Origin of the sequence: Tepidiforma sp., from assembly GCF_034433535.1 — a bacterium.
Lineage (GTDB): Bacteria > Chloroflexota > Dehalococcoidia > Tepidiformales > Tepidiformaceae > Tepidiforma.
This window is the reverse complement of the sequence record NZ_DAOUAO010000215.1, coordinates 1-15,616: the sequence shown is the minus strand read 5'-3', so window position 1 is coordinate 15,616 and position 15,616 is coordinate 1. Positions and strand designations below refer to the sequence as shown.

The window sequence follows — 15,616 nt, the reverse complement described above, 5'->3', positions numbered from 1 at the left end:
CGCACCTCGCCGCCAGCCGGCCGAAAGTCCGCCAGCGGGTCCTCCGCGTTCACCCGGAATTCGATCGCGTGCCCCGTGAACCGCACCTCATCCTGTCCGAACGGCAGCCGCTCGCCGGCGGCAATCCGCAGCTGCAGCTCCACAAGGTCGAGCCCGGTCACGGCCTCGGTCACCGGGTGCTCCACCTGCAGCCGCGGGTTAACCTCCAGGAAGTACCACGGCCGGCGGCCGTCGCTCCCCGGCTGGCCCACCAGGAACTCCACCGTGCCCGCATTCACGTAGCCCGCGGCCCCTGCGAGCCGCACGGCCGCCTCCGTCAGCTCCGCCCGGAGCGCCGCATCCACCACCGGGCTCGGCGTCTCCTCCACCAGCTTCTGCCGCCGCCGCTGCACCGAACACTCCCGCTCCCCGAGGTGCACCGCGGTCCCGAAGCGGTCCGCCAGCACCTGCACCTCCACATGGTGCGCCCCCTCCACCAGCCGCTCCAGCAGGAGCCCCCCATCGCCGAACGCCGCCTCCGCCTCCCGCGCGGCCGCCTCCAGCAGGCCGGGCAGCTCCTCCAGCGTGCGAACCACCCGCATGCCCCGGCCGCCGCCGCCCGCGCGCGCCTTCACCAGCAGCGGTAGCCCGAGCTCCCGCGCCGCCTCCAGCAGGCCCGCCCCGTCGCCGTCGTACCCTGGCACCACCGGGATGCCCAGCTCCTGCGCGAACCGCCGCGCCGCCGCCTTGTCCCCCAGCCGCTCCATCGCCCCGGGCGGCGGCCCGATGAAGACCAGCCCGGCGTCCGCGCAGGCCCGCGCGAACCCCGCGGACTCCGCAAGGAAGCCGTACCCCGGGTGCACCGCCTCGCACCCGTGGGCCAGCGCCGCCCCAATCAGCTGGTCGCCGTCGAGGTAGCTCTCCGCCGGCAGCGAAGCCCGCAGCAGCGCGACCGCGTCAGCCTCGCGCGCCGCCAGCCCTGCCCGGTCCGCCGGCGACGCCGCCAGCACCCCGTCGATGCCCAGGCGCCGCAGCGTCCGCAGCACCCGCACCGCAATCTCGCCCCGGTTCGCCACCAGCACCCGCCGAAACATCGCGCCGCATTCAACCACACCGGCGCGGGCTCAGGCGAGCCGCCCATCCACCAGTCGCACCACCTCGTTGCGCCGCGCTCCGCACCACCGGCACGAGCCGTCCATCTCCGGGTCCGGGTGCCGCACCTCGACCTCCACCACCCCTGCCGCGCCGCCCGGCTGCTGCGCCACCCAGTTCGGCAGCTCCCACGCCACGAACTCCTGCGGCGGCCGGCAGAGGAACACCAGCCGCCGCACCGCTTCGCTCATGGCCGCAGTGCCACCTTGAGTACGCCGCCCTCGCGCCTGCGGAAAAGGTCATAGGCGGCCGGCGTCTCGCTCAGCTTCATCGAATGCGTCAGCAGCGGCCGCAGGTCCACCTTCCCGCTCGCGATGAGCGCCATCAGCCGCTCCATCCGCGCGGTCCCCACAGGGCAGAGCGTCGTCACGATTTTCCGGTGCATGAACGAACCGCCCGTCGGCAGCCGAAGCTCCGAATAGCCGCCGTACACCCCGACCGAGCTCACCGTCCCCCCGTTGCGCACCACCGCGCACGCGTTCTGGAAGGTGACCTCGTGCCCCAGCGCCTCAACCGCGACATCCACCCCGCGGTTGCCCGTCAGCTTCATGATCTCGGCCACCGCGTTGGCCGGCTCCACCACCACATCCGCGCCTAGCCGCCTTGCCATTGCCGCCCGTTCCGGGATGCCCTCCACCGCGATGATCAGCCCCGCACCGTAGGTCCGCGCCCCGGCCGTGGCGCACAGGCCGACCGGCCCCTGCGCGAAAATCGCCACCGTATCGCCCGGCTTCAGCTCCGCCCGCTCGATCGCAGCGAAACCAGTCGACATAATGTCAGTCACGAAGAGCACCTGCTCGTCCTCGAGGGAGTCCGGCACCTTCGCCAGCGACGTCTGCGCCCCGTTGACCAGGAAGAATTCGCCCTGCGCCCCGAAGAGCAGGTTCGCCGGCGCATTGAACGTCTCGCACACCTGCGGCTCGCCCTCCATGCACCGCCGACACGTCCCGCAGCAGAGCAGGCAGCTCACTACCACCCGGTCGCCCGGCTTGAACGCCGTGACGCCCGGCCCCACGGCCTCCACCGTCCCCACCGCCTCGTGACCCATCGGCACCCCCGCCGGCACCGGCAGGTGGTCGACCACGTGCACGTCGCTCCCGCACACCGTCGCCAGCCGCGTCCGAATCAGCGCCTGCCCGGGCCCCGGCGAATCCGGGTACGGGATCTGCGTCATCCCCACCGTCCTCTCGCCCGTCTTTACGCACGTCAGCGAAACCGGCATCGAACATCCTCCTTCTCATGGCCCCATTCGCTCCCGGGGCCGCCCGTCATGGTAACCGCAGCTGCCGCCCCGTGCTTCACCGACCCGTTCACCAACCGATCAACAGCCGTTCAACTTCAGTTAGTCAGCAGCGGCAAGCATGGCGCTTCAGAACCTCCGGAGTTGCCCCGAAATGACCGCTCGTCTCACCCGTCGCCGTCTGCTCGCCTCGTCAGCCGCTGGTGCCGCCCTCATCGCCCTCCCCGCCTGCAGCGGCGATGACGACGACACCGGGACCCCCCCTGCCGGGGCTGCATCCCCCACCCCCACCTCGGCCCGCGCAGCTTCCCCAACCACAACTCCCTCCGAACTCATCATCGCCGGCGACGCCGAGCCCGACGACCTCCTGCCATTCTTCTCGGGATTCAGCCAGGCCATCGTCTTGAGGTCCCTCTACGAGACCCTGTTCGAAGTACGGATGACCCCTTGGGCGGATCGCGGTGCAGATGTGCAGTACGTCCCCATGCTCGCCGAGCGCTGGGAGCAGCTCGACCCAACAACCTTCCGATTCACCCTCCGCCAGGGCGTCAAGTTCCACGATGGCGAGCCCTGGAACGCTCGCGCGGCCGTGTCCAGCTTCCAGGCCATGGCCGACCAGGAAGCTGCCTCCGCCCTCAAGAAGACCGCCTACCTCGGCCGCGTCCTCAAATCCATGACTGAGGTCGACGAATACACCGTCGAGGCAGTCGCGGCCTTCCCCACCAACCTCAACGAACTCGGCCTTTACCTCCGCCTGTTCTACTCCGCCGTCTCGCCAAAGGCCCTCGAACAGAAAGGGCTCGCTGGCATGCTCGAAGCTCCCGTCGGTACCGGACCGTTCGCCTTCGCGTCCTGGCAGCGCGGCCAGGATCTCCGCCTCAAGCGCTTCGAAAACTACTGGGACCCCGCCGCGACCAACCTCCCCGCGCTCAGGTTCATCACGCGCAAGGAAGCCAGCGTTCGTGCCCAGGCAGTGCGCACCGGCGAAGCCCATTTCGCCTACAACATCGGCGCCGAACAGGGAGCCGCTCTTGGCGACCTCGCCCTCGTGGCCGGCGGATTCCAGTCCAACTCCCTCCGCCTGAACAACACCATTGCGCCGACCAACGATGTCCGCGTCCGCCGTGCCATCAACCTCGCCATCGACCGCGACGCCATCAACAAGAGCATCTTCAAGGGCACCGCGAAGCCAATCGGCTTCTTCGCCTACCAGCCAGTCTCCGTTCAACCGTTCCCCTACCGCCCCGAGGAAGCGAAGAAGCTCATCCAGGAGGCTGGCGTTGCCGGCCAGACGCTCGAACTCGTGTACGGCGAAGGCCGCATCCCCGAAGAAGACCAGCTCGCAGAGATTTTCAAGGCCTATCTCGAAGCGGTTGGCCTGAAGATCCGCCTCACCCGTCTCGAGCCGCGCCAGTACAACGAACTCGGCTCCCGCCCCTTCCCCGAACAGCCGCCGCTCTACATGGAAACCACCAGCTCCGGCAACTACGGCGAAGTCGCGGGCGCCCTCCGCGATAAGTACGGCTGCCAGGGTACCGGCACATTCTGCAAGCCAGAATTCGACGAGCTCTACAACCGCCTCGGCGTCATCACCGGCAGCGAGCGCCAGCAGCTCCTCCAGCAAGTCGCCACCCGCCTCCATGAGGAGGAAACGCCTCGCTGCTGGGTGGTCGCCGTCAACCAGGTCCACGGCATCGCCCGCGGTGTCCGCTCCAGCATCCCCCTCAACGCCTACATCCTTACCCGGGATCTCTCCTTCGCATGATGGCCTACCTGTTCCGGCGTCTCGCCGGCGCGGCCCTGGTGCTCATCACGCTCGTGGTCGCCGCCTTCTTCGCCACCCACTACATCGGTGACCCTGCCTTTCTCCTGGTCGACCGCGAGTTCCTGTCCGAAGCCGAACGCCAGGAAATCATCGAGCAGGGCGGGTTCAACCGCCCCGTCCTCGACCAGCTGGCGGACTATCTCGCCAGTACCATTCGCGGCGATTTCGGCACCTCCATTTGGCAGAACCGCCCCGCCGCCGCCGTCGTCCTCGAACGCGTCCCGCGAACCGCCCTCCTCGGCGCCGCCTCCCTGGCCCTCACCTTCCTCGTGGCCATCCCGGCTGCACTCATCGCCGCCTCACGACCCGCAGGTCCCGCCCGCGCCGCCATCACCACCGCCGCCACTGCCCTCGCCTCCCTCCCCGCCTTCTGGCTCGCCCTCGGACTCGTCTACCTGGTGGCCGTCGAATGGCGTCTCCTGCCCACGGGCGGCTACGGCTCCTGGCGCCACCTCGTCCTCCCTGCCATCGCCCTCGCTGCAGGCCCGATCGGCCGCTACACCCTCATCCTCGAATCTGCCGTCGCCCGGGACCTGAGGCAGCACTACGTCCGCACTGCACGCGCCAAGGGCCTCCCCGAATCGGCCGTCCTCGTCCGCCACCTCCTCCCCAACGCCGCCATCATCGGCCTCACCCTCCTCGGTGGCGAGCTCATCATCCTGCTCAACGGCACGGTCCTCATCGAAACCATCTTCTCCTGGCCCGGCGTTGGCGAAGTCGCCTACAGCGCCGTCACTCGCCGCGACCTCCCCGTGCTTATGGCCGCCGTCATCTACGTCGCTGCCATCGTCCTCCTCGTCAACCTCCTCGTCGACCTCGCCTATACCGTCGTCGACCCGCGGGTACGCCTCCAGTGACCGCCGCAGCGCCCTCCGCACGCCCACAGGTCGCCGCTGAACCCGCGCGGCACGGGGCCGTTCCCAGCCGCACCGTGGCCATCGCCAGGCGCAATCCCGTCGGTGCTGCCGCCGCGTGCCTCCTCCTCTTCGCTGCGCTTGTGGCGCTGTTCGGCCCCTACGCACCCCTCCCCGACCCCGAAACGCCGGACCTCGTCGCACGCCTTCAGCCCCCGCTCTCACGTGGCGCCGATGGCACCCTGCACCTCGCCGGCACCGACCAGCTGGGTCGCGATGTCCTCGCGCGCACCGTTGCCGGAGCCCGCATCTCCCTCGGCATCGCCCTCTCCGCCGCCCTCCTCGCCGGCACCATCGGCACCGCCCTTGGGCTGCTTTCCGGCTACCGCGGCGGCTTCATCGACCTGGCCGTCATGCGCCTCGTCGACCTCCAGATGGCCTTTCCCTCCCTGCTCCTCGCCATCTTCCTCCTTTACCTGCTCGGTGCCACCCTCACCAACCTCGTCATCCTGCTCGTCATCTTCTCCTGGGCCGGCTTCGCCCGGGTCGCCCGCGCCGAAACCCTCCGCCTGCGAAGCGCGCCATTCATCGAAGGCGCCATCGCGGTCGGTGCCGGCACACCCCGCATCCTCATCCGGCACATCACGCCGCACATCCTCCCCGTCGCAGCCGTTGTCGCCGTCCTCGATTTCGCCAGCGTCATGGTCGCCGAGGCCAGCCTCAGCTTCCTCGGGCTCGGCGTGCAGCCCCCGGGTTCATCCTGGGGGCTCATGCTCGCCCAGTCCCGCGAATTCCTCTACGCCGGCGCCTGGTGGCTGTTCGCCGTCCCGGGAGGCTCACTGTTCGTCGTCACCCTCTGCGCCAACCTTGCCTCCCGCTGGCTCCAGGAACTCCTCGCCCCCGGCGCCTAGCCTTCCCCGACCCGCTCGGCGACAGCCGTCCCCATTGTCCGCGTATCAACCACCCGCGCGCCTGGCCCGGCAATATCCGGTGTCCGCAGCCCCTCGCGAATTACCGCGTCGACCGCCGCCTCCACCGCCCGGGCCTCCTCCTCCAGCCCCAGCGAGAGGCGCAGCATCATCGCCGCGCTCAGGATCATCGCCAGCGGGTTGGCCTTTCCCTGCCCCGCGATATCCGGCGCGCTGCCGTGAATCGGCTCGTACAGCCCGATCCCGGTCCCATCCTTCCGCCGCCGCCCGAGGCTCGCCGACGGCATCATCCCCATCGACCCCGCCAGCATCGCTGCCTCGTCCGTCAGGATGTCGCCGAACATGTTCTCCGTCACAATCACGTCGAAGCTCGCCGGCCGGCGCACCAGGTACATCGCGCAGGCATCCACCAGGATGTGCTCCAGCTCTACATCCGGGTACTGCTTCCCCACCTCGGTCGCCACCTCCCGCCACAGCTGCCCCGTGCGCAGTACGTTCGCCTTATCCACACTCGTCACCTTCTTCCGCCGCTGCCGCGCCAGCTGGAACGCCACGTGGCAGACGCGCGCCACCTCCCGCTCGCTGTAACGCAGCGTATCCACCGCCTGGCGCCCCTCCGCGTTCTCCCACCGCCGCTTCGGCTTCCCGAAGTACAGCCCGCCCGTCAGTTCGCGGATGACCACCATATCCACCCCCTCCAGCACCTCCGGCTTGAGCGTGCTCTCCCCGATCATCTCCGGCTGGATCTTCACCGGCCGCAGGTTCGCGAACAGCCCCAGCTGCTTCCGCATCCCCAGGATGGCGTCCTCCGGGCGAACCGCCGCCCGCGGGTCATCCCACTTCGGCCCGCCGACCGCCCCGAACAGCACCGCGTGCGAAGCCTTCGCCTTCGCCACCGTCTCCGGCCGCAGCGCCACCCCGTAGCGGTCGATCGCCGCGCCGCCGATGGTCTCCTCGTCGTACACAAACTCGTGCCCGAAGCGGCGCTCCACCCGCGCAAGGACCTTGAGCGCCTCTTCCATCACCTCCGGGCCGATGCCATCGCCCGGCGTCACCAGGATGCGAAACGTAGCCATGGACCGGTATTCTCCCCGGCCCTGCCCTCACCGTCCAAATGCGCGGAACTACGCGCCCCCGGCCGGCAGCGTGGGGTCTTCGGTTCCTGTCGGTGCGGCCACCGGCAGCTGGTCATCGGCCCCAAGCGGCGGGATCGAAATGTTCATCACCACCGCCTCGCCATCGACCGGGCTCGCCCGGTGCACGCTGCCCGGCCACACCGCCAGCGTCTCGTACGGGTGCAGCACGTGCTCGACGCCGTCCACCTCCACCGCCACCGACCCCACCAGTGCCACATAAATCTGCGCGGAGCGCCGGTGCACGTGCGAGCCGACCGCATCGCCCTCGCCGCTCATGCGCAGCACCCGCACGCTCGCCGCGGGGCACTCGAAATCCGTCAGCAGGTGGTACAGCCCAACCGGGGCCGGCCGTGCAGCTGTCATCGCTCATCCCCTCCGTGGTATTCGCCACCAGTCTGCCCCGTCCGCCGAAAAATGTCCGCCGCCATTCGTGTCACCCTTCCCGGTCCGATGGACCTGCCCCGTCGCCGGGCCACCACCGCGCCTCCCGCTGTAACGCCGCCGCCAGCCGCTCCAGGTACTCCTCCCGCGAAATCTCGACCGCCCCCATCCGCGCCGTGTGCGGCGTCACCACCTGCACATCGATGAGCTCCACCCCGATCGCCCGGCAGTGCTGCACCATCGCCGCCATCGCCACCTTCGAAGCATCCGACACCCACGAAAACATCGACTCCGCACCGAACATCGCGCCGACGGCGATCCCGTAGAGCCCGCCCACGAGCTCCTCCTCCAGCCACACCTCGAAGCTGTGCGCCCACCCGAGGCGGTGAAGTTCCACGTACCCATCCATGTAGGCGGGGATGATCCACGTCCCCTCCAGCCGGTCCGCGCAGTCCTCCAGCACCATCGTGAACGCCCGGTCCACCGTCACCCAAAACCGCCCGCTGCGAATCGTCCGCCCGAGCCGCCGTGAAACCCGCAGCCCATCGAGCGGCAGGATCGCCCGCGGGTCGGGCGAAAACCACGCGTACGGCATGTCCTCGTGCGGCCAGGGGAAGATCCCGCGGCGGTAGGCCGCCACAATCGCCGACGGGAGATACGCCCCGCCTTCGGCCACCAGCCCGTACGGCGCCGCTCCGCGCGGGTCCGGGAACTCCCAGGGGCTCTCCCCCACCGGCTGCGGCGGTCCCTGCGTATACGACTCGATGCGGATCGGGCAGGGCTTCCCCCGCGAATCGCGCACCGCAAACGGCAATGCCGCGTCCAGGTCGTCGTTCCTCAGTCGTTTATCCTCCTGTCCCTTCAGCGTTCGCCTGCCGGCGGGTTCCGATCACGAACGTCACCAGCCCCATCGCCACCAGCCGTCCCCCGTCGTCGCGCACCTCCACCTGAGTGAACGCTGCCGTGCGCCCCATCTTCACCACCCGTGCCTCGGCCACCAGCTCCGTGCCCCGCGCCGGCGCCAGGTACGAAACATGCAGGTCGCTGGTCGCATGCGGCCGCGCGCGGATCTCCGCCTCGTCACGCAGCGTGCGCACCGCGCCCCCGGCCGCCGAATCGATCAGGCTCGAAATGACGCCGCCGTGCACCACATCGTTGTAATTCAGGTGCTCCTCTCGCAGCACTACCCGATTGACCACCAACCCGGGCCGCGCCGAGACCGTTTCGATGCCGACAAGCCCCCAGTACCGTCCCTGCGCCCAGTTGCGCAGCCGCCCCGTCAGGTCGCCGTCATCCATCACGCCCGGGAGCCTACCACTCCGGCCCCGCCCCGCGTCAGCCCCCGCGGTTCACTGCGCCAGCAGCGCCTCGGTGGTGGGCATCCACGCCGGCCGCTGCGCCTCGTACGCCGCGATCCGGTCCTCGTGCTGCAGCGTCAGCCCGATGTCGTCCAGCCCGTTGAGCAGGCAGTACTTCACGAACGGGTCGATCTCGAACCGCCGCTGCCAGGTCCCGTCCGCCGTCGCCACCGTCTGCGACTCAAGGTCCACCACCACCTCCGACTCCGGCAGCTCCTCCGACCGCGCGACCAGGAAGTCGCAGTCCTCCTGCGGCAGCACCACCGTCAGCAGCCCCACCTTCGCCGAGTTGTTGCGGAAGATGTCCGCGAACGACGGCGCAATGATCACCCGCAGCCCCATATCGTCGAGCGCCCAGACCGCGTGCTCCCGCGATGACCCGCAGCCGAAGTTCGGCCCCGTCACCATGATCGGCGCGCCCTGGTACTCCTTCCGGTTCAGCACGAAATCGGGGTCCTTGCGCCACTCATCGAACGCGAACGGCCCGAAGCCCGTCCGCTCGATGCGCTTCAGGAACTCCTTCGAAATGATCTGATCGGTATCCACATCCGCGCGGTTCAGCGGGATGACGCGGCCCTTCACCGTTTCAAACTTCTTCATCGCTACTTCCACTCCCTGATGTCGACGAAGTGCCCCGCGATCGCCGCCGCCGCCGCCATCTGCGGGCTCACCAGGTGCGTCCGGCCGCCGCGGCCCTGCCGACCTTCGAAGTTCCGGTTCGAGGTGCTCGCACACCGTTCGCCCGGCGCGAGAATGTCCGGGTTCATGCCCAGGCACATGGAGCATCCCGCGTCGCGCCACTCGAACCCCGCCTCCTTGAAGATCCGGTCCAGGCCTTCCTGCTCCGCCTGGTGCTTCACCAGCCCCGAACCCGGCACCACCATCGCCCGTACTCCCTTCGCCACCTTCCGACCCCGGACGATCTCCGCCGCGGCCCGCAGGTCCTCGATGCGGCTGTTCGTGCACGAACCGAGGAACACCCGGTCGATGCGAATCTCCTGGATCGGGGTACCCGGCTCCAGCCCCATGTAGTGCAGCGCGCGCTCCGCCAGCTCCCGCGCCTGCGGCGTCGGCGCCTCCGAGGGGTCCGGCACCCGCCCCGTCACCGGGACGCTCTGCGCCGGCGTCGTCCCCCACGTCACCGTCGGCTCCACCTCCGCCCCGTCCAGCGTCACGTACGTATCGAACTCCGCCCCCTCATCCGTTGCCAGCGCCCGCCACGCATCCAGCGCGGTCTCCCAGTCCTTCCCCTTCGGCGCGAACGGCCGGCCCTCCATGTAGGCAAAGGTGGTGTCATCCGGGGCCACCAGCCCGGCGCGTGCCCCGCCTTCGATCGACATGTTGCAGATCGTCATCCGCCCTTCCATCGAAAGCCGGCGAATCACCTCGCCCCGGTATTCGATCACATGGCCCACGCCGCCGGAAACGCCGATCTTGCGGATGATGGCGAGGATGACGTCCTTGGCGGTCACCCCCGGGTGCAGCTCGCCGGTCACCTCCACCGACATCGTCTTCGGCTTCGCCTGGGGCAGCGTCTGGGTCGCCAGCACGTGCTCTACCTCGCTCGTCCCAATGCCGAACGCCAGCGCCCCGAACGCCCCGTGCGTCGCCGTGTGGCTGTCCCCGCAGACGATCGTCATGCCCGGCTGCGTCAGGCCCTGCTCCGGCCCAATGACGTGCACGATCCCCTGCCGCACATCGCCCACCCCGAAGAGCGGGATGCCGAACTCCTCGCAGTTGCGCCGCAGCGCCTCGACCTGCTGCACCGAAAGCGGGTCGGTCCAGGGCTTGTCCCGGTCGATGGTCGGCACATTGTGGTCGACCGTCGCCAGCGTCAGCTCCGGGTGCCGAACGCGCCGGCCGGCCAGCCGGAGCCCTTCGAACGCCTGCGGTGAGGTCACCTCGTGCACGAGGTGGAGGTCGATGAACAGCAGGTCCGGCTTGCCCGGCTCGCTGTACACCACATGGTTGTCCCAGATCTTCTGGATGATGGTGCGCGGAGTGCTCACAGGGGTGCGTTCCCTCTTCGATGTCGGGGGATAGTCGTACCCTCATGCTACCAGAACGCCCCCGCCCGGGCCGCCGCTAGCGTCGCTGCGGCCCCCGGTTGGGTCCCGGGTTCCCGCTGCCGCGGTCCTCCGACAGTCCGGCGAGCGCCCCGCGTACGACCGAGACCAGCATCTGCGGCCCCGTGAACGACCGAGCCACGAAGCGATTCCCCGCCGATCGCGCGGCCTCCATCACCCGCCCCGAGGCCGCATGGCTGATGTACGACGTGTTCACGACCACCAAATCGACCGTTCCCTTCGCCCGGTCCGGCGCGCGGTCGCCCTGCTTCGCCTCGCCCGCGTCCAGCCAGTCCACCTTCAGCCCCAGCTCCTCCAGCCGAGGCACCGCCTTCGCCTGGAGCGTCGGGTGCCCGCCCACCACCAGGATGGACTTCCCCCGCAGTGCCTCGTCCCGGATCTCCGCCTTGTCATGGCCGATGAGCTTCTCCAGCCGCTCGCCGCCAGTCTCCCGCACCTGCGGGAACGCCGTCGCAATGTCCCGAAAATCGTCGATGAGCCGCGAATCAGGGCGCATGTTGCTGATCGCCCGCTCCAGCAGCTCCGCGAACGGCTCCCCCTGCTCCAGCGCCCATTCCAGCGCCGCCAGCATCGCCCGCTGCCTCAGGTGCGCGAACGCATCGATGCACTGCTCGCACAGGGTCGGGATCTCGCTCTCCTTCCCCTGCCGCAGGTACTCCCGGATCAGCCGCTGGAACGCAACGTCCGCATCCTTGTCGTGGCCCTTCTTTCGTGCCGTGTCCAGCGCCAGCCGGAACAGCTCGAGCCGCTGCTCACGGTCCAGCGCCTCCGTCCCGGAAATCGTCCCGTCCTCGATGCCGTCCGCGAGCCAATTCAGCGTGTTATCGCCGTGCTGGGTCCCCGTCGCGAACCGGGCCGCTTCGAGCAGCACGCCAAGGTCGCGAATCCCCCGCTCCTGCAGCGCTGCCGGCAACACCCCATCGATGATCTCGTTGGTCACGAAGTTGCTGTCGTTCCCCAGCACTTCGGAGAGGTGGGGCCAGCTGTCATCCAGCGGCGTCTTCTTCAGCTGTTCGAAGTACCCCTTGAAATCCCGGGCGAGCCCCTTCCCCTGCCCGTCGGCTGCCAGCCGGTAGGCCGCGAGGAACTCCGCATACCCCCGTTCCGGACTGACGGTATCGACCTGCCGAACCAGCTTCAGGCGCACCTCGCGGCTGGCCCAGTCACGCGGCCCGGCCGCCACGATCGCCAGCGCCGAAACCGCGAGCCTCGGGACCAGCCGCGGGTGCTCCTGCCCTGTCGCCTTCAGCAGCTCCAGGGCTGTTTCCGCCACCCAGGAAAAATCGCCCGCAATCGCCGTCTCCCGGGGCCAGCTCAGCTGCCACCCGGCCATGTCAGACGAGTCATACAGCACGTTCGCCAGCAGGATGAGCGCGACAGAGCGGACGGGCGGTCGCACGGCGGCGTCGCGCACGAACTCCCCGAGCTGGTGCTCATCGATGCGCCCGTCCCCCCGCGTCGCCAGCACGAATTGCGCCAGCCGGGCCAGCGCGTGCAGGTGCCGGTCCCGCCGCGCGAGCTGGCTGTCCCCCGCGAGGTCCATCACCACCTCCCGCGTCGCTGCCAGCTCGGTGCCCTGCCCCAGGTGCCCCTCTTCGAGAACCTCCCGGGCAAGCGCCTCAAAGGCGTCCGATGCCTCCTCCCCAACGGCCCCCAGCGCCTGGTTCAGCGCCAGCGTCGCAGCCCGTTGGAAGAGCCGTCCGGCCTCCGCTTCCAGGTCCGCACCGAGCCCCGAGCCCGCCGCGAACGCACGCCGCAGCCAGCGGAGACACTCCACGTACCGCCCGTTCGCCGAATGCAGCGCCCCCAGCAGCACCATCGCCGCAGCGCGCGCCGCCTCGTCGTCAGCCTGCAGCCGCGCCTCCAGCGCCTGCCGGCGCGCATCCGACGGGTCGTTGCGCACGTCCTCCAGTTCGCTCCGCCAGTCGAAGCCGGGTTCCGCAGGGGCGGGCGGCGAAACCTCCGCGCTTCCTTCGACGGTTGCCGGCGGCCTGCTCCCGCTGCCGACACTGCCCGGCGCCGCCCCCGCCTCCAGCGCCCGCGCCACCCGCTCCAGTGCCTCCACCATGTGCCCCATACGCTCCAGCAGCGCCTCGAACAGCTGCCCCGGGACCGGCACGACCTCCTCGCCGGCGGCCGCACCCCCCGCCGTCCCCTCCGACAGCGCTGCAACGTTCGGGGTCGGCGCTACAACCTTGCCTTCCCGGTCCTCCACGCCGGCCGCGTCGCTGCGCCCCGCGGCCTCGGCGGCAGCGGCCGCCGGAGTTCGCGCGCTCTCTCCCCCGGGCGCACCCTCCGCCGGCCTCTTCCGACGATCCAGCTCCCGCGCCCGCTCCAGCTCCTCCTCCAGCCGGGCCCGCTCGTTGCGCTCCCACTCCGCGAGCCGCTCGGCATCTGCCGGCTGCAGCAGCTCCCTGAACGCGTTCCGCAGGATGTCGAGCGTCGCCGGCCGCGCCGGGAGCTTCCAGCGCCGCTCCAGCGGCACCCACCGGTAGCCCGGCACCAGCTTCGCCAGCTCTTTATCCTCAAACTGGCATCGGACGGCGAGCGAGTCCTGCTCCAGTTCCACTGTCGCCTCGCCCTGGGGGCCCCCCGGCTCATACGCCCGTGCCTCCCTGACGTCCTCGTCCAGCTCCGATGTCGGCATCCAGCCGCCCTGGCCGAACCACGCATCCAGCAGCCGAAATGTCCCTCGCTGGTACGGCAGCGCGATCACCCCCGACACCCGGTCCACCCGCGCCCCGGGAAACCACTGCAGCTTCACCCGCTCCTCGTGGGTCGCTGCCGTTGCCATCAGGCGGCTCTCCCCGGCTCGCACCGTGATCATCGCCGCCGAAATCTATCACGCTCGCCGCGCCTCATGGCGTCATCCTTGCGACACCCGCGCCTCACCCGGTGGACGCCCCGTCGCCGCCAGGTGAATGCCCCGTGGACTTCTAACGCTCCTCTTATGGCACCCCCTTGACGCACTGGCGTATCTTCACTCTGCGTTCACTGAAGTGGTCGAGCGGTGGACAGCATGGTCTGAAAGGGTGGCCCGGCGGCTCGCACAGCAGGTTGAGGGGGTGACCTGCGCCGACGCGCCAGCCCCGCAGGGAAGCATCATGAAACCCGCACGCCTCTCCGCCCTCCTTGGCGCCTTCCTTCTCGCCTTGGCCGCGGCCCTCCCGGCCGCCGCGCAGCAATCGTTCACGGTGTTCGCCATCGCCCCGGCCGCCGCCCAGGACCCCGGCACCTCTGCGGCCGTCACCATCCGCATCCAGGGCCAGGTGGCCGCGCTCCCGGGCTTTGTCTACGACGTCCAGGGCGGCACCCTCGAAGGCGTCCTCGCCCCGGTCCCGGTCGCCGCCAACACCGCCGAGGGAACCGTCTTCGTCCGCCGCGAAACCCCCGGCACCGCGCGGCTCACCGTCAGCTTCGCCGGCCAGCAGCTCGCCGCCGCCGATATCGCCTTCGGCGCCGCCGCCTCCATCCGGGTGACCGCCACGCTCGAAGCCGGTCCCGATGCGGCAGCCCGCACCTGGCGCTACGAAGTCCGCAACGCCGCCGGCGCCCTTGTCGCCACGCTCCAGCTCTCTACCAGCGGCGATGCCCCCACCGGCGCCGCCCTCACCCCCGCCCTGCCCGCCGGCACCTACACCGTGACCCAGGTCCTCGGCGCCGATACCGCCCTCGCCTGCGGGCCCGGCGTCTTCTACGCCGTCACCAGCCCCGCCGGCGCGGTCGCAGTCGTCGAACTCGCTGGCGCCGCCGCCGAGGCCGCCTTCACCATCGTCCCCTGCCCCGATCTGCCGTCCGGCGTCGATGTCCTCATCCCGGTTGATACCATCGTCCCCGGCGCAGGCAGCGGCATCGTCGGCGAACCGGCCCTCGTGCCGCCCGGCGAAACGCCCATCAACCAGGTCGCCGGCGCACGCCAGCCCGGGCCGGGCGTCCTGCCTCCCGCCGCCGGCAATTCTCCCGCCGCCGCCCCGCTCGACCCCGCGCCCTGGCTCGCCCTCGCCGGGCTGGTGCTCCTCATCCCCGGCGCCGGTGTCCTTGCAGCCGCAGCCATCCGGCACCGTCGCTAACACTCCCTGCCCCAGCCTTCCTGGTCAGGAGGCAACCCCGGGCGCGCCGGCCAAGTGGCGCGCCCGGGGTAACTTCTTCCCGTCCTGTCCGTTCTGATTTTACAAAGGCGGGCTTGACGCAAACCCGTACCGTCCGCCATAACCTCCATAGCCCTTGCGGCGCGCAGTGGTGGGTCGAGACGCCGCTGCCATCGCCGCTCAACATCCGGCGCCGGCGGGGTGCGCCCACGAGTCCCGGGGGGGGCTTCATGGTGCGTTCCTCACGGCGGTTTTTTCTGTTCGCCGCCCTTGCACTCTTCGCAGCCGTCGCCTCCGTCGGCCAGCTTCGCCTCGGCGAAACGCCGGCGCGCGCCGCCTTCGACCCCGCTGGGCCCGCCTGGGATCCCCTCTCCGAGTTCGATACCTCCTCCAGCCCGGCGCCTGTCTTCCAGCCGCCGCGGCTCCTCGCCGGCACCAACTCCCACGCCCTTCCCGCCAACGCCGCCACCCGCAACGGCTACTGCCTCGATGTCAACGTCGAAGGCGTGACCGCCGCCGCCACCGGCATCCTCGGCTTCCGCATCACCGCCAAAGACCCCATCAACCCCGCCGACCCGCCCACCATC

The 15,616-nt window shown here is 70.1% G+C and carries 15 protein-coding genes; 5 read left to right on the top strand and 10 right to left on the bottom strand.

The annotated features are described in order from the left end of the window. The 3 genes from VAE46_RS11420 to VAE46_RS11410 form a co-directional block, all read right to left on the bottom strand. On the bottom strand, nt 1–1,073 hold a 1,073-nt coding region (locus tag VAE46_RS11420), incomplete at its 3' end, for a biotin carboxylase N-terminal domain-containing protein (RefSeq protein ID WP_322797062.1). Between the two features lie 30 nt (nt 1,074–1,103). Next, nucleotides 1,104–1,322, bottom strand: a complete 219-nt coding sequence (locus VAE46_RS11415; protein ID WP_322797061.1) for a hypothetical protein — start codon at nt 1,320–1,322, stop codon at nt 1,104–1,106. Continuing rightward, the gene (locus VAE46_RS11410) at nt 1,319–2,353 is read right to left on the bottom strand and encodes a zinc-binding dehydrogenase (protein WP_322797060.1); all 1,035 of its coding nucleotides are present in this window, start codon (nt 2,351–2,353) and stop codon (nt 1,319–1,321) included. Before VAE46_RS11410 ends, VAE46_RS11415 begins: the two co-directional genes overlap by 4 nt. 172 nt (nt 2,354–2,525) lie before the next feature. Here VAE46_RS11410 and VAE46_RS11405 point away from each other — a divergent pair, with 172 nt between their 5' ends. From VAE46_RS11405 to VAE46_RS11395, 3 genes are all read left to right on the top strand, one after another. Beyond that, nucleotides 2,526–4,136, top strand: a complete 1,611-nt coding sequence (locus VAE46_RS11405; RefSeq protein ID WP_322797059.1) for an ABC transporter substrate-binding protein — start codon at nt 2,526–2,528, stop codon at nt 4,134–4,136. Then, nucleotides 4,133–5,053, top strand: a complete 921-nt coding sequence (locus tag VAE46_RS11400; RefSeq protein ID WP_322797058.1) for an ABC transporter permease — start codon at nt 4,133–4,135, stop codon at nt 5,051–5,053. The genes VAE46_RS11405 and VAE46_RS11400 overlap by 4 nt, the downstream gene beginning before the upstream one ends. A 74-nt stretch (nt 5,054–5,127) precedes the next feature. Beyond that, nucleotides 5,128–5,961 carry an ABC transporter permease gene (locus tag VAE46_RS11395; RefSeq protein ID WP_322797057.1) on the top strand — a complete coding sequence of 278 codons (834 nt, stop codon included), beginning with the start codon at nt 5,128–5,130 and terminating at the stop codon, nt 5,959–5,961. Here VAE46_RS11395 and leuB read toward each other — a convergent pair. The 7 genes from leuB to VAE46_RS11360 form a co-directional block, all read right to left on the bottom strand. Beyond that, nucleotides 5,958–7,055 carry a 3-isopropylmalate dehydrogenase gene (gene leuB, locus VAE46_RS11390; protein ID WP_322797056.1) on the bottom strand — a complete coding sequence of 366 codons (1,098 nt, stop codon included), beginning with the start codon at nt 7,053–7,055 and terminating at the stop codon, nt 5,958–5,960. The genes VAE46_RS11395 and leuB overlap by 4 nt on opposite strands. Before the next feature lie 48 nt (nt 7,056–7,103). After that, nucleotides 7,104–7,478 carry a cupin domain-containing protein gene (locus tag VAE46_RS11385; RefSeq protein ID WP_322797055.1) on the bottom strand — a complete coding sequence of 125 codons (375 nt, stop codon included), beginning with the start codon at nt 7,476–7,478 and terminating at the stop codon, nt 7,104–7,106. A gap of 70 nt (nt 7,479–7,548) precedes the next feature. Further along, complete coding sequence (aat, locus tag VAE46_RS11380) at nt 7,549–8,310, bottom strand: leucyl/phenylalanyl-tRNA--protein transferase (protein ID WP_322797054.1); 762 nt, start codon at nt 8,308–8,310, stop codon at nt 7,549–7,551. Between the two features lie 31 nt (nt 8,311–8,341). Continuing rightward, nucleotides 8,342–8,794 (bottom strand): PaaI family thioesterase, encoded by a 453-nt coding sequence (locus VAE46_RS11375; RefSeq protein ID WP_322797053.1) that lies wholly within the window; start codon nt 8,792–8,794, stop codon nt 8,342–8,344. A gap of 51 nt (nt 8,795–8,845) precedes the next feature. Beyond that, complete coding sequence (gene leuD, locus VAE46_RS11370) at nt 8,846–9,454, bottom strand: 3-isopropylmalate dehydratase small subunit (RefSeq protein ID WP_322797052.1); 609 nt, start codon at nt 9,452–9,454, stop codon at nt 8,846–8,848. 2 nt (nt 9,455–9,456) lie between these two features. Further along, on the bottom strand, nt 9,457–10,863 hold the full coding sequence (leuC, locus tag VAE46_RS11365) for a 3-isopropylmalate dehydratase large subunit (RefSeq protein WP_322797051.1): 1,407 nt from the start codon (nt 10,861–10,863) through the stop codon (nt 9,457–9,459). A gap of 76 nt (nt 10,864–10,939) precedes the next feature. Then, nucleotides 10,940–13,735: a DUF2325 domain-containing protein gene (locus VAE46_RS11360; RefSeq protein WP_322797050.1), complete on the bottom strand. Its 2,796-nt coding sequence runs from the start codon at nt 13,733–13,735 to the stop codon at nt 10,940–10,942. Nucleotides 13,736–14,045: 310 nt separating this feature from the next. On the opposite strand from VAE46_RS11360, the gene VAE46_RS11355 reads away from it, so the two are divergent. After that, nucleotides 14,046–15,011: a hypothetical protein gene (locus VAE46_RS11355; protein WP_322797049.1), complete on the top strand. Its 966-nt coding sequence runs from the start codon at nt 14,046–14,048 to the stop codon at nt 15,009–15,011. A 248-nt stretch (nt 15,012–15,259) separates the two neighbouring features. Beyond that, nucleotides 15,260–15,616: hypothetical protein (locus VAE46_RS11350; RefSeq protein ID WP_322797048.1), on the top strand; the 357-nt coding region annotated here is incomplete at its 3' end.